Annotated in this window: 15 protein-coding genes and 2 pseudogenes; 10 read left to right on the top strand and 7 right to left on the bottom strand. The window is 40.9% G+C overall.

Translation table 11 applies throughout. The features are described from left to right. Positions 1-350: 350 nt before the first annotated feature. A pseudogene (gene gppA, locus L650_RS0116020) lies at positions 351-1,830 on the bottom strand (guanosine-5'-triphosphate,3'-diphosphate diphosphatase). A 44-nt stretch (positions 1,831-1,874) separates the two neighbouring features. Beyond that, positions 1,875-3,152 carry an ATP-dependent RNA helicase RhlB gene (gene rhlB, locus L650_RS0116025; RefSeq protein WP_024032051.1) on the bottom strand — a complete coding sequence of 426 codons (1,278 nt, stop codon included), beginning with the start codon at positions 3,150-3,152 and terminating at the stop codon, positions 1,875-1,877. Positions 3,153-3,243: 91 nt separating this feature from the next. Between rhlB and trxA the strand changes: the two genes are divergently transcribed. Together trxA and rho are read left to right on the top strand one after the other, a co-directional pair. Then, entirely contained in the window at positions 3,244-3,570 is a 327-nt protein-coding gene (trxA, locus tag L650_RS0116030) for a thioredoxin TrxA (protein ID WP_004588957.1), read from the top strand. 182 nt (positions 3,571-3,752) lie between these two features. Further along, a complete protein-coding gene (rho, locus tag L650_RS0116035) occupies positions 3,753-5,012 on the top strand; it encodes a transcription termination factor Rho (protein ID WP_004588958.1) in 1,260 nt (419 codons plus the stop codon). Positions 5,013-5,234: 222 nt separating this feature from the next. On the opposite strand, the gene L650_RS0116040 is transcribed toward rho, so the two are convergent. Continuing rightward, positions 5,235-8,048 (bottom strand): tetratricopeptide repeat protein, encoded by a 2,814-nt coding sequence (locus tag L650_RS0116040; RefSeq protein ID WP_029773734.1) that lies wholly within the window; start codon positions 8,046-8,048, stop codon positions 5,235-5,237. Between the two features lie 75 nt (positions 8,049-8,123). Here L650_RS0116040 and L650_RS0116045 point away from each other — a divergent pair, with 75 nt between their 5' ends. Continuing rightward, a complete protein-coding gene (locus L650_RS0116045) occupies positions 8,124-8,687 on the top strand; it encodes a DNA-J related domain-containing protein (RefSeq protein WP_029773735.1) in 564 nt (187 codons plus the stop codon). Here L650_RS0116045 and dbpA read toward each other — a convergent pair whose 3' ends face one another. Continuing rightward, positions 8,688-10,076, bottom strand: a complete 1,389-nt coding sequence (gene dbpA, locus L650_RS0116050) for an ATP-dependent RNA helicase DbpA (protein ID WP_029773736.1) — start codon at positions 10,074-10,076, stop codon at positions 8,688-8,690. It lies immediately after the preceding gene. A gap of 205 nt (positions 10,077-10,281) precedes the next feature. On the opposite strand from dbpA, the gene L650_RS0116055 reads away from it, so the two are divergent. The 3 genes from L650_RS0116055 to L650_RS0116065 all read left to right on the top strand — a co-directional run bounded on the left by L650_RS0116055 (position 10,282) and on the right by L650_RS0116065 (position 14,948). Continuing rightward, positions 10,282-12,360 (top strand): TonB-dependent siderophore receptor, encoded by a 2,079-nt coding sequence (locus L650_RS0116055; protein ID WP_029773737.1) that lies wholly within the window; start codon positions 10,282-10,284, stop codon positions 12,358-12,360. A 152-nt stretch (positions 12,361-12,512) separates the two neighbouring features. Continuing rightward, positions 12,513-13,913, top strand: coding sequence for a M20/M25/M40 family metallo-hydrolase (locus tag L650_RS0116060; RefSeq protein WP_029773738.1), 1,401 nt, complete (start codon positions 12,513-12,515; stop codon positions 13,911-13,913). A gap of 93 nt (positions 13,914-14,006) precedes the next feature. Then, on the top strand, positions 14,007-14,948 hold the full coding sequence (locus L650_RS0116065; protein ID WP_029773739.1) for a tetratricopeptide repeat protein: 942 nt from the start codon (positions 14,007-14,009) through the stop codon (positions 14,946-14,948). A 49-nt stretch (positions 14,949-14,997) separates the two neighbouring features. Here L650_RS0116065 and L650_RS0116070 read toward each other — a convergent pair whose 3' ends face one another. Beyond that, positions 14,998-16,956, bottom strand: coding sequence for an alpha/beta hydrolase family protein (locus L650_RS0116070; RefSeq protein WP_029773740.1), 1,959 nt, complete (start codon positions 16,954-16,956; stop codon positions 14,998-15,000). A gap of 115 nt (positions 16,957-17,071) precedes the next feature. Beyond that, positions 17,072-17,983 (bottom strand): DUF808 domain-containing protein, encoded by a 912-nt coding sequence (locus L650_RS0116075; protein WP_029773741.1) that lies wholly within the window; start codon positions 17,981-17,983, stop codon positions 17,072-17,074. A gap of 133 nt (positions 17,984-18,116) precedes the next feature. On the opposite strand from L650_RS0116075, the gene L650_RS0116080 reads away from it, so the two are divergent. The 4 genes from L650_RS0116080 (at position 18,117) to L650_RS0116095 (ending at position 21,419) form a co-directional block, all read left to right on the top strand. After that, positions 18,117-18,410 (top strand): MliC family protein, encoded by a 294-nt coding sequence (locus tag L650_RS0116080; RefSeq protein ID WP_024032060.1) that lies wholly within the window; start codon positions 18,117-18,119, stop codon positions 18,408-18,410. A gap of 146 nt (positions 18,411-18,556) precedes the next feature. Then, positions 18,557-20,023 (top strand): 4-hydroxy-3-polyprenylbenzoate decarboxylase, encoded by a 1,467-nt coding sequence (gene ubiD / locus L650_RS0116085; protein WP_024032061.1) that lies wholly within the window; start codon positions 18,557-18,559, stop codon positions 20,021-20,023. 103 nt (positions 20,024-20,126) lie between these two features. Further along, positions 20,127-20,840 carry an NAD(P)H-flavin reductase gene (gene fre, locus L650_RS0116090; protein WP_004588968.1) on the top strand — a complete coding sequence of 238 codons (714 nt, stop codon included), beginning with the start codon at positions 20,127-20,129 and terminating at the stop codon, positions 20,838-20,840. A 162-nt stretch (positions 20,841-21,002) separates the two neighbouring features. Further along, positions 21,003-21,419 (top strand): CBS domain-containing protein, encoded by a 417-nt coding sequence (locus L650_RS0116095; RefSeq protein WP_029773742.1) that lies wholly within the window; start codon positions 21,003-21,005, stop codon positions 21,417-21,419. A gap of 46 nt (positions 21,420-21,465) precedes the next feature. On the opposite strand, the pseudogene add reads toward L650_RS0116095, so the two are convergent. After that, a pseudogene (gene add, locus L650_RS0116100) lies at positions 21,466-22,451 on the bottom strand (adenosine deaminase). Positions 22,452-22,546: the final 95 nt, after the last annotated feature.

The following is a 22,546-nucleotide window of genomic DNA, read 5'->3' on the forward strand; positions in this document are numbered from 1 at the left end:
ACGAGTGCCCACACAGATGATTGCTTTATATTGTTAAAGAACGTTGCGATTAAAGCGTTAAACTTTATCTCGCTAGGGCTGCGCATCTTACGCTTTCCTATTTTTTTGTCAACACTTAATTTTGTTAAACTTGAAAGTTTTTAAAACTAAGTTTTACTCGACTTACTAAGTGGTTTGCTTGCCTCGCTAAGCGTTGCCTGCTCTGCCGTCTCAGTGGGGTCGCATTATAGGGAGATCCGAAAACAGATCAACCCTTTTTTGAAGAAAACTTAAAATAAATGACTGTTCGCGTGAAATTGAAGCAAAGTGGTTACTTTAAACACTAAAAAGGCCCTTACGGGCCTTTTTAGTTAGTTTACGATGAGTTTCCAACCGAGTTTACTTTGCAATTTAGACTCTTGTTGTAGCTCACTAGCCATAAGAGGGTGTTCTTTTAACCAGTTATTGGCAAACTTTAAGTCTAAGGTGTCTTTTTCTACAGATAACTCTATTTTAGGAAGTACGTCGTCTTGTCGACGCATCGATAATATTACGGCAATTCTTAATAACCTAACTAAGTATTGGGTAAGTGTACTATGTGCACCTAGAACGTCGAAGCTTCCTTTTTGAATATCGGAGCGATGTGCATTGGCAACAGCTGCAATCACTTTATGTTCAGATTGTGAAAAACCTGGCATATCGGTGTTTTCTATAATGTAGGCTGTGTGCTTGTGATATTGCTTGTACTCTATTAATAAACCAATTTCGTGTAGTTGTGCTGCAGCTTTTAAAAGCGGCAACGCATTTTCACTAACAAGCGGCCAGCTTTCACCTACTTGTTCTGCCAGTTGAATAACTAAGCTCGATACCCGATTAGCTTGCTTTTGGTCAACATGATAACGGTCCATAAACCCATCAACAGTGCGTTTACGAATGTCGTTGTTATGAAGCTCGGGCACCATACTGTAAAGCACACCTTCGCGTAGTGCACCGCCAGCTAATCCCATTTTTTCAATTTCAAGCGATTCAAATAGCGCAATTAAGATAGCTAGACCAGATACAAAAACTAATCTGCGCTCTTCGCTTAAACCAGGTAAGTCTAGTGCAGCGATAGTGCTAAACGTTATTGATTGCTCTTTTATTTTATTTAGCTTTTCTAGGGTGAGTAGTTCATCTAAGTGTTGCGCAACCATTATTTCTTGAATGGCTTGCACCGTGCCAGAAGCACCCGATGCAATTTGCCAACCTGCTTGTTTATACTCAGGGGCAATTTCATCAATAACTTCGTGGGCAGCTTTGATGGCAGCGTTAAAGTTTGCTTCACTTAATTGGCAATCTTTAAAATAGCGTTCTAAATAAGTAACACACCCCATATTTAAGCTTTTATAGTGCAGTGCCTCAAAGCCCTTACCTATAACGACTTCGGTACTTGCACCACCAATATCAATGACTAGCTGCTTACCAGTGCATGATGAAGTGTGTGCTACGCCTTTATAAATAGTGCGTGCTTCTAGCTCACCACTTATTACATTAATAGTGTGGCCTAAGATTTTTTCGGCTTGTGCTTTNCGTCGCAAGACGTAATGTGGCCGTTGCTACTATGGTTATATTTTGTTTTGGAATGTCTTGTAGGCGCTCAGCAAAAAGTGCAAGGCACTCCCAGCCTCGCTGCATTGCCTCAGTGCTTAATACGTTATCTTTATCAAGCCCTGCGGCTAATCTTACTTTGCGTTTAACGCGGCCTATAGTTTGTAGGCCGCCAGCAATTGATTTAGCAATTAGCATATGAAAGCTATTTGAGCCTAAATCAATGACTGCATACACATTTTTTTGCGGTTTAAATTGCCCCACCGTTCAAAAACCTCTAGTTACTACTACGTACAGTAACGGCCGAGTTACGACCGTCCTTTTTGGTAACTATTATTTGGGCGACGTCCGTTATTATTACTACGATTACGTGGGCCTGTAGAATAGTTGCGCTTTCTTTGAATAGTAGGCTTTGTTAAATCATCTAGCAATGCGGTTTTATCATAATGTGATAAAGGAATGCTGTGCTCTATATACTCTTCTATTTCATGCAGGTTATAAGCGTACTGCTCACATGCAAAGCTAATTGCATGACCTGATGCGCCCGCACGACCTGTACGGCCAATACGGTGAACGTAATCTTCACAATCATCTGGCAGGTCAAAGTTAAATACATGACTTACCTCAGGGATATGTAGCCCACGTGCTGCCACATCGGTTGCCACTAAAAAGTCTAATTCGCCTTTGGTGAATTGCGCTAATATAGATTGGCGTTTTTTCTGGTTTACATCGCCAGTAAGCATACCTACTCGGTGGCCATCGGCTTTTAACCAGGCATACACTGTTTCACAGCTGTGCTTTGTATTGGCAAACACAATGGCTTTCTCTGGCCATTCTTCCTCAATTAAAGTTAATAGCAGCTTAATTTTATCTTCTTGAGAAGGATGAAATAGCTCTTCTTTAATTCGCTTACCTGTTTTAACGTCTGGCTCGATTTGAACGTGCTCAGGGTTGGTCATATGTTCAAAGGCAAGTTCTTGCACGCGATAAGAAAGCGTGGCAGAAAATAATAGATTTAATCTATCTGCTGTATCTGGCATACGGCGGAACATGTAACGAATATCTTTTATAAAGCCTAAATCGAACATACGATCGGCTTCATCAAGCACAACTACCTCAATTTCATTAAGGGTGTAACAGCCTTGCTTGTACAAATCGATTAGTCGACCTGTAGTACCAATTAAAATATCAACGCCTTTTTCTAATTGTGCACGTTGTTTTTCGTAATCTTCGCCACCATATACTAAACCTAAGTTAAGATTACAGTGCGGCGCTAAAATTTTAGCATCTTTGTGTATCTGAATCGCAAGCTCCCGAGTCGGGGCCATGATCAGGGCTCTTGGATGTTTACTAGGTGCTTTGCTAGATTGTAATAACCGATGGCACGTGGCAGTTAAAAACGCCAACGTTTTGCCCGTACCCGTTTGTGCTTGGCCCGCGATATCGCGTCCGTCACAAATAAAAGGTAGGCATTTTGCTTGAATGGGTGTGCAATATTCAAACCCACTTTCGGTTAAACCGGCAACCACTTCCGGTGCGATAGCAAAGTCTGAAAACTTTTTATCGGTCAAATGTGTCTTAGTCATAGCGTTTAAGCATAACGTTTAAACTTGCAATAAGAAACAAGAGTGTTTAAATACGCACTAAATATTTCGCCTAACTAAATCGGAGAGCGCAATGAGCGAGAAAATAATCCAAATTACTGACGATAGCTTTGAAGCTGACGTATTACAATCAGACAAGCCTGTACTAGTAGATTTTTGGGCTGAGTGGTGCGGACCTTGTAAAATGATCGCCCCTATCCTTAATGAAGTAGCTGATGAATACGAAAGCCGTGTAACAGTTGCTAAATTAAACATCGACCAAAACGCGGGTACGCCGCCTAAATTTGGTATTCGTGGTATTCCTACTCTGCTTCTTTTTAAAGACGGCCAAGTAGCTGCAACGAAAGTTGGTGCGCTTTCTAAAACTCAACTTATTGAGTTCTTAGAAAACAATATCTAAGTAAAAATTAAAAAAAAGGGCGTTTTTGCCCTTTTTTTGTGTTTATTTTGTATAAAGACTGGACGCTATGCCAGTGAACTGCTAGTTTATAAAGCCAACTAATCCTTAGTTATATTCAACAAACCTCACTCAACTATCAAAGCGATTTTGAGTATGACAATTGTAATAAAGAACCCACCAATATGCATTTACGCGAATTAAAAGACAAGTCTATAAAAGAACTTGTAAACTTAGCTGAGTCCATGGGGCTCGAAAACGTAGCCCGCTTAAGAAAGCAAGATATCATTTTTGCTATTCTTAAAGCACACGCCAAAGGCGGAGAGAACATCTTCGGTGGCGGTGTACTAGAGATTTTACAAGATGGTTTTGGTTTTTTAAGATCATCAGAAGCATCTTACTTAGCTGGCCCAGATGATATTTATGTATCTCCAAGCCAAATTCGCCGTTTCAGCATGCGTACTGGCGATTCTATTTCAGGGCTTATTCGTCCACCTAAAGATGGCGAACGCTACTTTGCTTTATTAAAAGTAAATGAAGTTAACTTCGATAAACCTGAAAACTCTCGCACTAAAATTCTTTTTGAAAACCTTACCCCACTACATGCAAACGAACGTTTTCGTATGGAACGCGGTAACGGCAGTAAAGAAGACATTACCGCTCGTGTACTTGATTTAGCATCTCCAATTGGCCGTGGCCAACGTGGTTTGTTAGTAGCACCGCCTAAAGCCGGTAAAACAATGCTACTGCAAAACATTGCACAATCAATTACTCACAATCACCCAGATGTTACATTAATGGTTTTACTTATTGATGAGCGTCCGGAGGAAGTAACCGAGATGCAACGCCTCGTTAAAGGTGAAGTTATTGCATCAACGTTTGATGAGCCAGCTTCTCGCCACGTACAAGTTGCAGAAATGGTTATTGAAAAAGCAAAACGTTTAGTTGAGCACAAAAAAGATGTGGTTATCTTGCTTGATTCAATCACCCGTTTAGCGCGTGCTTACAACACTGTTATTCCTTCATCAGGTAAAGTACTTACCGGTGGTGTTGATGCTAACGCACTGCACAAGCCTAAGCGCTTCTTTGGTGCTGCACGTAATGTTGAAGAAGGCGGTAGCTTAACAATTATAGCTACAGCACTTATCGACACGGGCTCTAAAATGGATGAAGTTATCTACGAAGAGTTTAAAGGTACCGGTAACATGGAACTACACTTAAATCGTAAGATTGCTGAAAAGCGTGTATTCCCTGCCATCGACTTTAACCGCTCTGGTACGCGTCGTGAAGAACTACTTACTAAGCCAGATGAGCTACAAAAGCTGTGGATTTTACGTAAGATTGTTCATGAAATGTCAGAGATTGATGCAATGGAATTCTTAATTGATAAGCTTTCTATGAGCAAAACGAACGATGAATTCTTCGATTCGATGAAACGCCAATAAGCGCGTTTTCGTTATATAAAAAAAGCGCCTAGGGCGCTTTTTTTATGTTTAAACGACTAATACCAATCGACTTAGATATTTAGCCTTTTTGCATGCTAAATAAAGCGTTAATGGCGTTATAAATTTCTTATGTAGAGCAACTTCGTGTCAAAATTCACGCCTTATTACCACTCTATTTATCTGTCGCTATAAATGTCTAATAACCTAACACGATTGGTATAATTAACTCTCGTTATATTTTTTAAGTACACGCTGTAATTCATCTACAAGCTTTTGAATGTGTTCTTTACTTTGGCTTTGTTTATTGAGTAAAGCCATATCGAGATTTTTAGCGGCTTTGGCAATATCGTCTAACGCAAACATTTGCGCAGCGCCTAAAATACGATGGCTGTCTTTTTGTAGTGCCTCTAGGTCATTACTATTATGGTGCTGACTTATGGTTTCGCTTTCAAACGTGAAGCTTTGCTTAAAACTTGTTACTAAGTCGCTCATGTCTATCTTAGCTGTATAGGCTGCCTCTTGTTTTGCTTCACCTAAATGCTGGGCAAGGGTGTTATAAAACGCGTTTTTATCTAATGGCTTACCTAAATACCCTGTAAAGCCTAGGGCAAGATAATCATCAACTTCATGGCTCATTGCATTGGCCGTTAAAGCAAAAATAGGCGCTTGAAAACCGCACTGTTGCAACAACGAAAACGCAGCACGCCCGTCCATAATAGGCATTTGTATATCAAGCAGCACGAGGTCTGGGTATATTTGTAGGCACTTCTCAACCGCTTGCTCGCCATTTTCTACCGCAATAACTTCAAGCCCCATAGAACGTAAATAACGACTTATGAGTCTGCGATTGTCGGGATGATCCTCAGCCAGTACTACACGCCCGGTTAATTGCTTAACCTGTTCAGCGGCGCTTACATGTTCGTACTCATCTAGCTCTTTTTCGACCTCTACACAGGGTAAAAACAGCGAAAACTGACTTCCGCGTTTAAACTCACTTTGTACGCTAATGTAGCCGCCCATCATAGAAGCTAGCTGTTGAGACAAACTAAGCCCTAACCCGGTGCCACCAAAACGGCGGCTAATACTGTTATCGGCTTGGCTAAAGCATTCAAATATTTGTTTTAGCTGTGATGAATTCATGCCAATACCGGTGTCTTTCACTATAAAAACAAGCCCTTGCTCGGTTTTGTTTAAAGACACAACAACCTGCCCCGCCTGCGTAAACTTAATGGCATTAGCACATAAATTAATGAGTATTTGCTTCACCCGCATTAAGTCGAGCTTGGTATAAAACGCATTGCCTACATGGTTATCAAAACGGATTTGTAAATGCTTCGCCTTAGCCTGCGTAATAAACATGGCATGTACATCGCTAACTAGCTGCACTATGTCAAAGCACGAAATATTAAGCTCTAATCTGTTTGCTTCTATTTTACTCAAATCGAGTACGTCATTAATTAAACTTTTTAAGTGATCGCTATGTCGTTGAATTATTTTTAATTCATCTTGTAGGTTTTCAGGCTCGTACAAACCATTAATTAAATCATCTGTTTGGCCTAAAATAGCGGTGAGCGGGGTTCTAATTTCATGGCTAATATTTGCCAAAAACTGGCTTTTAACATCATTTGCTTCTCGCAGCTCCTGGGCAATAGCTTGTAGCTCTGCTGTACGCTGCGCGACTTGTTCTTTTAATAACTGCTTGGCACGCTTTTCGGCGCCCCGACGATAAAGCGCGGTGCCCGTTACAATTACTAAAAATAATAAAACAAAAATAAAAACCGTAAGCTGCGAGCGTTGGCTCATTTTTAACTTTTGTACTTTTCGTTCTTGCTTCAGCTTTTGAATTTCTTGATTTAACTGAGTAGCTTTAAATTGATTTTGTAATACAGCTAAGGCGCTGGTAATTGTTTCGCTATTTATACCGCGCTGCTCTGCTACAAACTTTTCGTGCAGAGTTAATGCCTCAGCGTAGTTGCCTTTGCTTGCCTCTAGGAGCGAGCGTGTACCAAAAGCATCGCGCTTTATACGCACACTATTATATTGTGTGGCCAAATCGGTTGCTTTATCTAGGCTTTTTTGCGAATCAGCAAGCTCGCCTCTCACAAATTGTATTTTAGCCAATGCATGTAAGGCGTTAAGCTCTAAACTGTGATTAGCAATTTTAAGGGCATTTTGTACCCCCAATTTAGCTTGCTCGTAGGCAACATCCACGTTATTAAGAATTAAATTGATGTTTGCTAAATTAGTATATTGGGTAGATAACTTATTATAATCATTGGTAGAAATATAATAGCGCAGTGCCATTTGGTAATAATGCAGCGCTAAATCAAATTGCGAACTTTCGTAGTAAGCAACCCCTAAATTATTGTTAACTTGCGCTATGCCGCTGGTATCAGCTAATTTTTGATAAACTTTAAGTACTTCTTTATAAAATAAAATGGCGCTTTCGTAACGCGATAACCTTATGTACACCCCTGCGATATTTAGCAAAATATCAGCTTGGTCTTGAGCACTGCCCTTTTTCTCATAAATCTCCTTTGCTTTTAAATAATATTCGAGCGTTAGCTCCATATTATTCATTTCGAAGTACGCTAAACCAATATTACTTAGCAGGTTTGCAAGCTCTACTTGCTTATTGTTTTTTTCAACAATCACCATGGCGCGGCTATATTCAACAATAGCTTGCTGAAAATATCCCTGAAAATAAAACACAACGCCTTGCATTTTAATGGCTCTAAAGTGCATATCTGGTAGGTAGTTTAAGGAAGTGTGCTGTTCTAATTTTTTAAAATACAGCAGGGCATTTTCAAAATCATCTGAGGAGAAGGCTAAATCGGCAAGTTCAGAATACACACTGACCTTCTGGGATTCTGTGATATTTTTTGCTTCAAGCAGCGCATTACCGAGCGTGAGTTTTACGTCCCACTGCTGCTCTTTTTTAAATTCATCAAATAAAGATACACTATTTTGAGCAAAGCTTGGCAGTATGAACACACAACATAAAACAAATAAAAGGCACTTCAATTTGCCTTGCATAATATTATTCCTTCAAACTTTAGCTTTAGTCAGTGTAATCTTTATTGAAGATACACAACAAAACGAGTGCAAACAATGCTTAACCCCCTGATTGATGAGATTTTTGAGCTACTTTTAACTCAGCGTGTTTGGAAAGTTCATACCTTAGCTGCAACGCTCGCTCAACAAGGGGTGTTACCACCTTTAGATGCAAACCCTGAGCAAAATTTATTTAAAAAGAATTTTTTAATTATGAATGCTTTATTTGAGCTGCAAACACAGCTATTACCCAAGCACTTAATTATATCGTCATTACATATTGAACTTACAGAGCCAAGTAGCAATATAGCAACGCAATCCCATTTAAAAAGTTACTATTTAAACTGGGAAAACTACGACACCAGTGCCAAAGACATAGAGGCATTATTAGATAGTTTTTGGCAGCAATTTAACCCACTAATAAAGCAACCAGTTGGGCATATTGAGCCATTACTTAAGGCTTGGCAACTACCGCCAAACTTTAGCCTGGCTATGCTACAAAAGCGCTGGCGGCAATTGGCATTAAAACATCATCCCGATAAGCAAACTGGGAGTGCATGTAAATTTAGACAAATAAGAGCCGAGTATGAGCAGCTAAAGCTAGCTGCTCAAAACAGGTAATTAACGGGTAAGGCGACGGGCACGAATTTTACGCCCTTTAATATTGCCCTCGGTTAATTTACGAAGCGCAGGTTTTGATGCATTGCGCTCAACGGCTACAAAGGCAACGTTATCAAGTACATTTATTTTACCTACTTGGCGTCCTGCAACACCATCTTTGCCAGTAAGTGCACCTAAAATATCACCAGCGCGCACTTTTTGCTTTTTGCCCGAGTCGATCATTAGGGTAACCATTTCAGGCTTGTAAGGCGGCTTTTCTAATAAACTAAAAGCTGGCATTGGCTCTGGCAAAAAGTCTCGTTCGTAATGGTCGCCTATTTGCGCCACTTTAAACTGCTCAGCCTCACCGTAAATAGAGCACGCAATGCCTTTTTTACCCGCTCGGCCTGTACGCCCTACACGGTGCACATGGGTTTGTGGGTCGTGTGCTAAGTGGTAATTTATTACCATATCCATGTCGTCAATATCTAAGCCACGCGCGGCAACATCGGTAGCAACTAATATTGAGGCGCTCTTATTAGCAAAATGAATTAACGTACGCTCGCGATCACGCTGCTCTAAATCACCGTGCAACGCCACTGCGCTAAAGCCTTCACTTGCTAAATCATCACAAACTTGTTGTGTTTCTACCTTGGTATTACAAAAAACAACACAGCTTTGCGGTGTAAATTTAAGCAGTAATAATTTAAGTGTTGAGTAACGCTGTTTGTTGTTATCCATTTTGTAAAAGTATTGCTTTATTGTGCTTTTTTCTTGCTCTCCTTCTACTTTTATCATCTCTGGATTTTTTAATACGCGCTTTGCAATCGCTTCAATTGCACGCGGAAAGGTAGCACTAAATAACAACGTTTGACGATTTTGCGGTATACACTCAATAATTGCATCAAGGGTATCTTGAAAGCCCATATCAAGCATTTGATCTGCTTCATCAAGTACCAGCGTTTCAACATCGTCTAAACGCAGTGTACCTTTGCGAATATGATCGTCCACTCGCCCAGGTGTACCCACAATAATGTGCGCGCCATGCTCAAGCGAGCCTATTTGTGGGCCAATTGATACACCACCACATAGCGTTAATATTTTAATATTGTGAATACCGCGGGCAAGTTTACGCATTTCTACTGCCACTTGCTCGGCCAGTTCGCGCGTTGGACAAAGTACAAGCGATTGAATACGAAAACGTTTTACATTTAATTTAGCTAACACACCTAAACTAAAAGCAGCAGTTTTACCTGAACCGGTTTTTGCCTGTGCAATAATGTCTTTACCTTCAAGTACAGGTGGCAGGCTTTGCGCTTGTACAGGCGTCATTTGCGAGTAGCCAAGTGTTGATAAATTATCAACTAAACCAGCAGGTAAAGCCAAAGATGAAAATGCAGTAGAAGTCACAATAAATTCCAAAATAATAAAAACAACACAGGGCTTAGCCCCAAAATATGGCTCTATAATAGCAGAATTCAGGTTAGGCAACCATTAATACCCGATGTGCATTATTTTACGATGCGTTAATCCTTGTTAATAAAAAAGTTGCAAATGATACTAGTTTTCATTAAGATCCCCAAAAACTTTAACACCCTAACACTGGATGTAATTGATGAAACTAAACTCACTGTACGTAGCACTTGTTGGTGCCATTAGCACAAGCGCCTTTGCCGCCCCTACTGACCTAGAGCGAATTGAAGTTAAAGGCAGCTATTTCAACGACTACAAAGTCGACAACGCCAACGGAGCAATGAGAACATCAGCGTCATTGTTAGAAACAGCGCAATCGGTAACGGTTATTAGCGATACAATAATTAGCGAGCAATTAGCAACGACCCTTGGCGAAGTACTTACTAACGATGCAAGTTTAACTGCCGGCTCTCAACAACGTAACCGTGAAGTATTTAACTTACGCGGCTTTGAACTTAGCTCTTCAACAGGCTACTTACGCGACGGACACCAACATTGGTCTCACTACCAGCAACCGATTGAAATTCTACAACAAGTAGAAGTTATTAAAGGTCCATCAAGTATTTTATACGGACAATCAGGCCCAGGTGGCTTGATTAACATGGTGACAAAAAAGCCTACGGCAACTACATTATTTAACGCCAGCGCAGATGTAGACCAACACGGCTCTACCCGCTTTATGCTAGACGCAGCTGGTGCACTTACCGACGCTGAAGATTTACGTGCACGCGGTATTTTAGTAAAACAAGATGTTGATTACTGGCGCGAATATCAAAACGGCGAAAACCGTGAACGCGACCGTTTTTTAGGCGCTGTAATTGTTGATTACGATTTAAGTGACAACGCATTAGTACGCGTGCATTACGACCGCACAGACGACAAAGCAGGCCTTGATACAGGTGCATGGATAGATGACAACGCTAATGTGATTGGCGATGACAAAACCATTCGCGATATGTCTTGGGCGTTTACCGACATAACGGTAGAAAACTTAGGCGTAGATTTTGAAGTGTACTTAAACGATCACTGGCAAGTTAAGCTTGGTTACAACGAGCAAACATTTGAGCGCCAGCGTTTTGAGTCATCTCCTAGTCGAAATTCTTACATCTCACAAACGAATACATACACTTCGAACCCATACGATCGTTTTGATGATTGGCAATTCACCACTGCATTTATTGATTTTATTGGTGAATTTGAAACGGCTGGCATACAACACCAATTTCTAATCGGTGCGAACTCGCTTGACTACTATTATGGTCAACTACGCACATCTGCTGATTCATTTAGTTTTACAGCAGGCCAAAATGAACCTGCCCGCCCAGATGTCAGCTATAAAACTGATCTCACTAAAAGCGAAACTGAATATGACTACTACGGTGTATACGCCCAAGATTTAATTACTTTTTCACCACAATGGCAAGTGTCTGTTGGCGGTCGCTTTGATAAGCAAACACGTGAAGGACAAAATAACGAGTCGTTTTTGCCTAAATTCGGCGTACTTTATCACCCGAATGCATCTGCAACTATTTATGCCAGTTATACAGAAGGTTTTGAGCCACAAAACGAAACCATTACTAACGAAGAAGATATCAACTTTGGTATGAAAATAGATGCTGTCACCTCTGAACAAAGAGAGCTTGGTATTAAATGGCAGCTATTTGATGAGCGTTTAATGCTTAGCGGTGCTATTTTCGATATAAGTAAAAATGGAACCTTAGTTACAGAACAACTTGAAACACCTATCGGCTCAATTACCACTGAAACAAACCAAGTTGGTGAACAGCGTCATAAAGGTTTTGAAATGGCAGCACAAGGTGCAGCAACTGACCGTTTATTTGTTATGGCATCTGCAATGTATTTAGATGCTAACTATGAAAGAGCGAACGAAAATCTACAAGGTAAACGACCTACCGATGCCCCTAAATGGTCTGCATCACTTTGGACACGCTATGAGTTAAACGACACCATTGCGTTTAATGCCGGTGCTTTTTATGAAGGTGAACGCTTTGCAGATAGCGATAATTCTATTACCAAAGATGCCTATACACGTATAGATGTTGGTGCAACTTATAAGTTTAACATGAGTAACACCGATATAAATCTTCGCCTTAACGTTGAAAATCTATTTGATACTGATTACTTAGGTGGCGGCGGTAATGGTAATGTAACTATTGGCGAAGGCACCAATGTACGCCTAGCAGCTCAATTTAGCTTTTAAGTTATAAAACTTATACTTATTAAAGCCCGCACAATAATAATTGTGCGGGCTTTTTACTGCCTATTAAAAACACCACTGCATTCATCTCATCTATTTTTTAAAGCCTTTAAAAAGTGCTCTAATGCACTTAATTATAAAAAGGCTTACTCTATATGAAAAAAATTATTACAGCGCTACTAATGACTAGCAGCCTCAGCGTTAGCGCAAACAATGCAGAATTCACCACAACGCAATTACAACAGGTTGATGAGGTGCGCACTGCTGCACTTAAAAGCCATTTAAGCTACGAGCTACTCGAGTCACTCACAACAGAAGTTGGCCCTCGCTTACCCGGCACTGAAAACGATAAAAAAGCAGTAGCATGGGCTAAAGCAAAATTTAACGAACTTGGTTTTGATAAAGTATGGCTTGAAGAAGCAACATTTCCAAAATGGCGCCGTTATAGCGAAAGCGGAAAAATACTCACCCCAAGTGAGCAACCTCTGCATTTAACTGCGCTGGGTAATAGTGTAAGCACACCTGATGATGGCATTAGTGCACCGGTTGTGTTGTTTGAAACATTGGATGAGCTAATTGCAGCACCAGCAAATAGCTTGGAAGGTAAAATTGCCTATATTAATTACCGCATGAACCGCGACATAGACGGCAACGGTTACGGCCCTGCAGTAAAAGCACGTGCCACAGGCGCAATTGAAGCTGCAAAAAAAGGCGCGGTTGCTTACATGATGCGCTCAGTGAGCACAGCTCACCATCGCTTTGCTCACACTGGCGGTAGTTACTATAAAGAAGGGGTTAAAAAAATACCTAACGTAACTATTGCCAACCCTGATGCGGATCAAATAGCGCGCTTAGTGGCTTTAAACAAAAAGGTAACGGTTAATATAAATGTACAAACACAAAGCCTAGGAGAAGGCACAAGCTATAACGTTATAGGCCAATTTAATGGCACCGAAAATCCAGAACAATATGTGTTAATTGGTGGCCACCTAGACTCGTGGGATTTAGGCACTGGCGCATTAGATGATGGTGCAGGTGTTGCGTTAACAATGGCTGCGGCTAAACACATTAGCGATGTTAAACGCCCTAAGCGCAGTATTCGTGTTGTACTGTTTGCAGCAGAAGAGCTTGGACTTTGGGGTGCAAAAGCTTACTTTGCACAACACAAAAGTGACTTACACAATATAGTTGCAGCTGCTGAGTCGGACTTTGGCGCCGATGTAGTATATGGTTTTGAGTCAAATGTTAATGCGGCTTCTCTGCCAGTAGTCCGTGCCATAGCAAAAGAGTTGGCTCCATTAAATATTGAGTACATTGGTAAAAACCAGGCTAACGGCGGGCCGGATTTAATCCCATTAAAAAAAGCGGTGTCGGCACCTATATTTGAGTTGGCCCAAGATGGCACTGACTACTTTGATTACCATCACACAGCTGATGACACACTCGATAAAGTAACGCCTGCTAAACTGCGCCAAAATACCGCTGCGTATGCTGTATTTGCGTTAATGGCAGCAGATGCCAAAACAACAATTCAACCGAAAGCGCAGGCTAACTAATAACTGACATACTTACTTACAGTTTGTCGCTTTGATAAAAGCACTCCTTGTTTTACCTTTATATAAATTAAATAAAACAAGGAGTGTGCGGGCATGTTGCTTTTCAATACGAGTCAGTCGTTTCCTCATTTTGCACAAATACAGTGCTGCCCTAACTGCCATAGCCGCGCCTATCATCTAATAAACCAAAGTCGTTTTTTACGCTTTACGGTTATTCCTGTTCTACCTTTAGCACTAAACTATAAATACGAATGCTATCAATGCGGCCATAATGCGCCTGTAAAATTAAAGCAGTTACCGACGTTTGAAATTTTCACTCTACCTAAATACTTTATAGGGGTATTTTTAGCGTTATGGGTGGGGCTATTTTTTTACCAACAACACGCTGCAGCGCAAGCGCAAAAGCAAAGCTACTTAACTAACCCTAAAGCCTACGATACGTATTTAGTACACGCTGATAAATTTACTCATGAGCCCTGGACACTCACCAACTTAAAAGTTGCGCAAGTTTTAAGTTTTGACGAGCAGTTTATAACGTTTCAAGTAAGTAACTACAGCTATAAACGCAACAAAGGCATTACTACTGCAATGCGTACCAGCTTATTAGTACAAAGAGGTTACTTCTCAGATGACAAAATTACTTTGCCTCGTAGCGAAGTAAAAAGACTTTACAACGACGGGGTGATTTACGACGTACTGCGCCCCTCAGCAAACAGTTTATATGGTGGTTTTGTAATGTTTCCGCCAAAACCAAAACCGCTATATAAAGGCTTAAAGCTCGACAAAAATAACCAACAGGGCATTACGTATTTTAAAAACGGACAGTATAGCGATGCGCTTGAGAGTTTTACTCTAGCCGCAAATGCCGGCTCGCAATGGGGGCAGCTCAATCTTGCGCAAATGTACCGAGATGGACAAGGCGTAACTCAAAATGTACAAACAGCAAAACATTGGTATGAGCAGGCAATAGCGCAAGGTAATAGCAAAGCGAAAATAGAATTAGAGGAAATGTGCAATAAAGCAAACTGCAAATAAAAAATGGCCAGTTTAACTGGCCATTTTCAATCTTCGTTCATACTTATAATTAGAAAGTCATATGCTCATCTAAAAAGTTAAGTACCTGTTTGTAGTAGCGCGTTCTGTGCTCTGCTTTATAAAAGCCATGCCCTTCATCTTCAAGTAACTCGTATATGTAAGGATGGTTTTCTTTTTTTAGCGCTGCAACTAAAGACTCAGCTTGCTCAATAGGTGCTCTTTCATCCTGCCCACCATGTACAATTAAAACTGGCGCTTTAAGCTTGTCTATGTTGTAGCTAGGTGAAAAACGCTTTAACAGTGCCTCATCAGTACCAAGCGCGCTTTTAAGATAGCGCTGTCCACGGTCACGTTCAGAGATATCGCCTTCTTCGAACATTAGCGGTAAATCGTACACCCCAACTACACCAATAGCACACTGAAACATATCAGGTTCTAAAATTGCACTTTGTAATGCCGAATAACCACCAAAACTTGCGCCCATTATACAAATATTATCTTTATTTACAGTGCCTTGCTCTATTAAGTATTTTACACCGTCAATAATGTCGTATTGTATTTCGGCACCCCATTTTTTATGTCCAGCATGTTCAAAGTTACGGCCAAAGCCACCAGAGCCTCTAAAGTTAACTTTTAGTACTGCAATGCCTCTACTGGCTAATAGCTGAGCTTCGCTCTCATAGCCCCACCAATCTCTTGGTCCATGAGGCCCACCGTGAGGCATAACAACTAAAGGTAAGTTTTTCTCATCAGTATTATTAGGGATGGTTAAATATCCGTATATTGTTAAGCCATCACGCGCTTTATAATTTACAGGTTTGGTTATAGCCATTTCACTTGGCTTGATCCAGCTTTTAGTCGCAAACAAAAAGCGTAAGCTATTCTTTTTGGCATCGAACAAGTAGTAGCTGCCAGGGTTAGTATCGCTTGACGCAAAGATAATACTCTTCTCACCATCTTCAGTACTACTAACAAGCTGAACTTGCTGCCCTTGAAGGGATTGTATCAATGCCTTTAAGCGCTCACTTTTGTGTGAATTATTTATAAAGGAATAGGCAGGATAGCCAAGCTCATTTTCAATTGCGAATAATTCTTTAGAAACTTCATCTACCCACACTTTTTTTGGAGAGACCTGTGGTTCTTTATGTAAAAGCTCAAACTTTTTGCTTTCTAAATTTAGTTTATAAAGCCCCTTTGCTTCGCCATTTTCTGACGCTGTAACATAAACAGAAGCACCGGTACTATCAAACGCATGGAGGCTAATATCAGTGTATTTTAACTCTCCTAAATCAAGCTGTTGCCATTCACCACCTGACTTTTCTCGCGTATAAATCTTTTGGTTAATGTAATCATCGTTTGAAACAGCAACACGCACATTACCATCATGATCTGTTAAAAAGCCTGCCATTCTTGATGGTGAGCGAGCGACTCTTTTTCGCTTTCCACTGTAAATATCAACTTCATAAACTATTGTATGCGGCTCATTTGAAGCGCTCCATGGGTAGGTCAGGATCAGCATTTTACGCCTATCATGAATAAGCGGGTCTAGTACATAAGAAGTACCTAGTATGGGTGTCGCTTTTTTTATACGGGTTCCTGTTTGCATTTCACCTTGGTAACCCACTAAATATTTGCCTCGGCTACCATCAGCATTTACACCAAAAAGCTCACCATGAAATTCGGGATGATCTTTCCAGCCTTTAATGTACTCTTTAGCCAGTACAATTCTTTCATTGTTAACCCAATAATAATTACCAACCTGGGCATCATTAGGAAAGCTAATTGCATGACTTACTTTAAATGTATCAGTGCTTAGCACCATTAATACATTTTTTCCTTCAGGGCGCGTAATTACAGCTAAGTATTTTCCATCAGGTGAAATTTTCACACCTGCAAACTCTATATCTTTACTAAAGCTTTCTATCGGTACCAAGTCGTTACTTGCTGTAGTATGTGAGCTAAAAATACTGGCCAGTAATAAAGACAGACAAGCCAAAAACTTATTCATTAAAGTTCCTTTTATTTATTTTTGATTGAGCTTTTATGTTACATACTTTTAACAAAAATATACACCATACTTCTTCCCTTTATATAAACAGGCGTAAATTAATAGGGTTATAAATCTAATGCTTAGGGTTAGTAAGCTTACTCCAAACTAAATGCAGAATAACAATGCATAGCCCTGCTACTACTCCTAGTAATCCGTCAAATATAAGGGGGGCTAATGTTTCGCCGGTGCCATTTAATAACGACTTGCCTATGGCTATTACTTCTAATTGCCAATGATGTAGTAGCTCAATACCGTGGGATAAAATGCCGCCACCGACTAAAAACATGGCCACCGTGCCGGCAAAGGCTAAAAATTGCATAAACCTTGGTGCTGCAGCTAATAACCCCTTACCAAGCATCTCTTTAAATTTATTAGCCGACACCTTTGATTGATTAAGCAAGTACAACCCCGCGTCATCAAGCTTTACAATACCGGCTACAAGGCCGTATACACCTATGGTCATTAATACGGCTATAACACACAGTACAAGCGCCTGATTTACAAGTGTAGCACCTGCAACCGTTCCTAAGGTGATCACTATAATTTCGGCTGATAGAATAAAGTCGGTGCGTATGGCTCCTTTTACTTTTTGCTTTTCATACTCAGCTGGGTCTAATTGCTGCGACTCATCAACCTCTTTTTCGGGGTGAGGTAAAAACCGAGCAAATACTTTCTCAGCGCCTTCAAAACATAAAAATAAGCCACCGATTATTAGCAGCGGGGTTATTAACCAAGGCAGCCATACACTTATGAGCAATGCACCAGGCACCAAAATGGCTTTATTTAAAAATGAGCCCTTTGCCACAGCCCAAACCACAGGTAACTCACGGTCGGCTGTAACCCCTGTAACTTGCTGAGCATTAAGTGCTAAGTCGTCACCAAGTACACCGGCTGTTTTTTTAGTGGCGACTTTACTCATTGTGGCAATGTCATCAAGTAAGGTGGTTATATCATCAAGTAATGTTAAAAGGTTAATGCCTGCCATGTTGCTTCCTAGCTAAAAAATAATGCTATCAACATAGCGTAATCCGTAATTTTCACCAACGGTTAATTTTGCTTTGTTATGCTGATTAAACGCACTGATTTTTATCAATGGCAAACTTACTTAGGGGATATTAATGAAAGCATTGGTGGTTATTTTTACAAGCATGCTGGTTTTATCAGCCTGTAGTAATGAGTCTAAAAGTACCCACTACTTATGCAACGAGCGCGTAGTAGAATTAGCCCACCAAGGAGCGGGGGCAACACTTACTTTAAATGAGCAAACATATACGCTTAATAAAGAGCCGAGCGCATCAGGGGTAAAGTATATTAATGAGCGAGTGCTATTTTGGTCTAAAGCCGATGAAGCGATGTTGATTGTTTCAGGTAATAAATACCACTGCCAACTTCAACAAGCCGACGCCTTATAATTTTGTCGTTCGCGATTTAAACTTTTTCTTTTTTCTCATCGTAATAAATAGCCTGTTTTTACGCTATCACTGACTTAACAACTGCACATGCATTTGTTGTTTAGTTGGGTATAATACTTTCACTTTTTGCTTAGTAGCGGCCTACCATGAAATATAAAGATTTACGTGATTTTATCGATTTGCTTGAAAAAAAAGGCGAACTTAAACGTATTACTCAAGAAATCGACCCGTATCTTGAAATGACCGAAATAGCCGACCGTACATTACGTGCTAAAGGCCCCGCATTATTGTTCGAAAACCCAAAAGGTCACAGTATGCCTGTGCTTGCAAACTTATTTGGTACACCTAAGCGCGTTGCTATGGGCATGGGCCAAGAAGATGTAAGCGAGCTGCGTGAAGTTGGCAAGCTACTCGCTTTTTTAAAAGAGCCCGAGCCACCAAAAGGGATTAAAGAAGCACTAGGGCAAATTCCGGTATTTAAACAAGTACTCAATATGCCGGCTAAAGAAGTTAAAAAAGCACCGTGCCAACAAGTTGTTCTAGAAGGTGACGAGGTAGATTTAACTAAGTTACCAATACAGCATTGTTGGCCTGGGGATGCCGCTCCCCTTATTACTTGGGGTTTAACCGTTACCAAAGGGCCTTATAAAAAGCGCCAAAATTTGGGTATTTACCGCCAGCAGCTATTAGGTAAAAATAAAATAATTATGCGTTGGTTATCGCATCGCGGTGGCGCACTCGATTTTCAAGAATGGTGTAAAGAAAACCCTGGCGAGCCGTACCCGGTTTCGGTTGCATTAGGGGCTGACCCTGCCACTATTTTAGGTGCCGTTACACCTGTGCCAGACACGTTAAGCGAATATGCCTTTGCTGGCTTACTGCGTGGTAGTAAAACAGAAGTGGTTAAGTCAATTTCAAATGACTTACAGGTCCCTGCCAGTGCCGAAATAGTACTTGAAGGCTACATTATGCCTGGCGAAATGGCTCCCGAGGGGCCATATGGCGACCACACTGGTTATTACAATGAAGTTGATGATTTTCCTGTGATGACAGTGACCCATTTAACACACCGTAAAAACCCAATTTACCACAGTACATTTACCGGCCGTCCACCTGATGAGCCAGCTATTTTAGGTGTGGCATTAAACGAAGTGTTTGTGCCTATATTGCAAAAGCAGTTTCCAGAAATCGTCGACTTTTATTTGCCACCCGAAGGCTGCTCTTACCGTATGGCCGTGGTAACCATGAAAAAACAATACCCAGGCCATGCTAAGCGCGTCATGATGGGCGTATGGTCGTTTTTACGTCAGTTTATGTACACTAAGTTTGTTATTGTTTGCGATGATGATGTAAATGCCCGTGACTGGAACGATGTTATTTGGGCCATCACTACCCGTATGGACCCTGCACGCGACACCACATTAATTGAAAACACGCCAATAGATTACCTCGATTTTGCATCGCCGGTATCTGGGCTTGGCTCAAAAATGGGCATGGATGCAACAAATAAGTGGCCAGGTGAAACCGACCGCGAATGGGGCGAGCCAATTGTCATGGATAAAGCGACAAAAGATCGTGTTGACGAAATTTGGCAAAGCCTCGATATACTTTAAGCACGCTTAGTGAATATAAACAGGCTATAAAATAACCCCGCAGATATGTTAATATTGCTCCACTTAACTGCATATCTGCGTAAACGCTGCTAAAAGGTAAAAAATGCAAACATTAAAAGCTGAAGTTGTTGCCATCAGCCCACTTACAGAATTTGTTCATAAAGTAATTTTAAAGCCTCAACAACCTGTTACGTTTGAAGCTGGCCAATACATGCAACTTGTACTTGGCGAAAAAGACAAGCGCGCATTTTCGATTGCAAGTCGTCCATCGCAATGTGATGAAATAGAGCTTCATATTGGCGCATCTAAAGCCGATTCATACGCAATGCAATCGCTTGAGCATTTGCGTAATGCGCATCAAAATAATACACCGGTAGATATAGAAGCTGGCCTTGGTGTATCGCAACTACGTCTACAATGCGAGCGCCCTATTATTTTATTGGCTGGCGGCACTGGTTTTTCTTATGCAAAATCAATGGCTGATCACTTAGCTGAAATTAACTGCGACCGCCCGGTACTATTTTACTGGGGTGTTAAAGAAGAGTCTGCATTGTATGCTCACAGCGAAATGCAAGCATGGGCAGAGAGTAACGAGCACTTTAAATTTATTCCTGTTGTAGAAAACCCATCTGCTAATTGGCAAGGCCACACTGGGTTTGTACACAAAGCAGTCATGCAAGATATTGTGTCGTTAGAACCTTACGACATTTATATGGCTGGTCGCTTTGACATGATTGGCATTGTCCGTGATGACTTTATTGCTCACGGTGCTGTTCGCGAAAACATGTACGCCGATGCATTCGCGTTTATAAAATAAATTTTTATTTATAATACAAAGGCGCCCCATGGCGCCTTTGTTATTTCTATCAAATTTAAGCTATTAATTGGTATAACCTATTACTTTAATCAGTATAAACAATTTCCTAAATTCCTATCTATAAACCATACTTTGTATAGAACATCAGCGGGAGAGACCCAAATGTTAAATACAAAAGTAAAAGATTTTATGCAACGCAAGTTGCCACACATTACCCCAAATACCGAAATGACCACTGCCATTAGTGAGCTGCAAAAGTTTAAATTATTAGGTGCACCAGTATTTGATGACAATAAATCGCTGGTTGGCTTTATATCTGAGCAAGAGCTGTTAAAACCATTAATGCGAAGCAGCTATTTTTGCGATGGCGTTGTAAAAGTTTCGCAGCTTATGCAAACCGAGGTTGTAACCGTTAATGCCGATACCAACATTATCGAGCTTGCAGAGCAAATGAAAACAGGAAAGCCAAAAAACTACCCCGTTGTTGAGGGTGATACCGTGATAGGGCTAATTGGCCGAAGCGATGTATTAAAAGCACTGTTTGATAATTACGTGAGCTGCCAAACAAAAGTAAGCTAACATAAAAAATGCCGCTAATAAGCGGCATTTTTTGTATTAAGCGTGTTTAACGTGCTGCAGCAAGCGCAGTTAATGCGCCTTTATCGCTATCGCTTAAAAATGCAATCTCTAAGGCATTCGCTTGTGCCTTATGCATATCGGCTTNGGCGCAGCCACTAAATATTCATGCTCAATTTCAATGCCCTCTACAGCCGGATCGTCGGTATTAATACACGCTAAAATACCGTGATCTAAAAACTGTTTAAGGGGGTGTTTAGCTAAATCGTTTACGGTGCTGGTTTGAATATTACTGGTTAAGCACGACTCAATACCAATGCGGTTATCGCGCAGGTAGTCCATTAGTTTAGGGTCTTCAATTGCTTTTACCCCATGACCTATACGGCTTGCACCTAATTCATTAATGGCTTGCCAAATACTCGCTGCGCCCAGCGCTTCACCGGCATGAATGGTAGCGGCCAGGTAAGCGTCTCTTACTTGCTTAAATTGTTCGACAAAAAGCTCTCCCGGAAAACCAATTTCATCTCCGGCTAAATCAATCGCCACTAAATCATTTTTAAAGGCAAGTAATGCGTCAAGCTCCTGCTGGCAGGTTTTAACACCATAAGTACGCGACATAATACCAATTAAGTTTGCTTTAATATTGGCGCCTTGAGTAGCCGATTTAATACCATCAACCACGGCCTCAACCACCCCTTGCGGGTGTAAGCCTTGGCTTTGTGCCATATAATACGGGCTAAAGCGAAGCTCTACATAATCAAGTCCCTGCGCTTGAGCGTCTTCTATGTTTTCAACGGCAATGCGTCTACAGGCGTCGTAATCGCCCAGTACCGTTACACCCCAGTCGAGCTTTTGCAAAAACGCCATTAAATCAGGCTCAGGATCAATAACTTGCACATGAGGGATAAGCGCCTCTACGTTATCAGCAGGTAGCGTAATATTAAACTGTCGACCAAGCTCTAGTATGGTTTGCGCACGTACATTGCCATCTAAATGACGATGAATATCTAGCAGAGGTAATTTTTTATTTATCATAATAGCGACTCGGTTAGGTTAAAATTGCGCGCATGATACGCAGGTACAGTTATTTTTCAAGTGTAGAGCAGTTAAAGTAAATATTAGCGGTCATA

This window comes from Pseudoalteromonas sp. TB51 (assembly GCF_000498055.1).
GTDB classification, from domain to species: Bacteria; Pseudomonadota; Gammaproteobacteria; order Enterobacterales; family Alteromonadaceae; genus Pseudoalteromonas; species Pseudoalteromonas atlantica.

Excerpts from the sequence above, each read along its gene's own strand:
- L650_RS0116040 (WP_029773734.1), bottom strand. The coding sequence starts at position 8,048 with ATGCAAGGCAAATTGAAGTGCCTTTTATTTGTTTTATGTTGTGTGTTC.
- rhlB (WP_024032051.1), bottom strand. The coding sequence starts at position 3,152 with ATGACTAAGACACATTTGACCGATAAAAAGTTTTCAGACTTTGCTATC.
- L650_RS0116045 (WP_029773735.1), top strand. The coding sequence starts at position 8,124 with ATGCTTAACCCCCTGATTGATGAGATTTTTGAGCTACTTTTAACTCAG.
- L650_RS0116055 (WP_029773737.1), top strand. The coding sequence starts at position 10,282 with ATGAAACTAAACTCACTGTACGTAGCACTTGTTGGTGCCATTAGCACA.
- fre (WP_004588968.1), top strand. The coding sequence starts at position 20,127 with ATGCAAACATTAAAAGCTGAAGTTGTTGCCATCAGCCCACTTACAGAA.
- ubiD (WP_024032061.1), top strand. The coding sequence starts at position 18,557 with ATGAAATATAAAGATTTACGTGATTTTATCGATTTGCTTGAAAAAAAA.
- trxA (WP_004588957.1), top strand. The coding sequence starts at position 3,244 with ATGAGCGAGAAAATAATCCAAATTACTGACGATAGCTTTGAAGCTGAC.
- rho (WP_004588958.1), top strand. The coding sequence starts at position 3,753 with ATGCATTTACGCGAATTAAAAGACAAGTCTATAAAAGAACTTGTAAAC.
- L650_RS0116070 (WP_029773740.1), bottom strand. The coding sequence starts at position 16,956 with ATGAATAAGTTTTTGGCTTGTCTGTCTTTATTACTGGCCAGTATTTTT.
- L650_RS0116095 (WP_029773742.1), top strand. The coding sequence starts at position 21,003 with ATGTTAAATACAAAAGTAAAAGATTTTATGCAACGCAAGTTGCCACAC.
- L650_RS0116060 (WP_029773738.1), top strand. The coding sequence starts at position 12,513 with ATGAAAAAAATTATTACAGCGCTACTAATGACTAGCAGCCTCAGCGTT.
- L650_RS0116075 (WP_029773741.1), bottom strand. The coding sequence starts at position 17,983 with ATGGCAGGCATTAACCTTTTAACATTACTTGATGATATAACCACCTTA.
- L650_RS0116080 (WP_024032060.1), top strand. The coding sequence starts at position 18,117 with ATGAAAGCATTGGTGGTTATTTTTACAAGCATGCTGGTTTTATCAGCC.
- L650_RS0116065 (WP_029773739.1), top strand. The coding sequence starts at position 14,007 with ATGTTGCTTTTCAATACGAGTCAGTCGTTTCCTCATTTTGCACAAATA.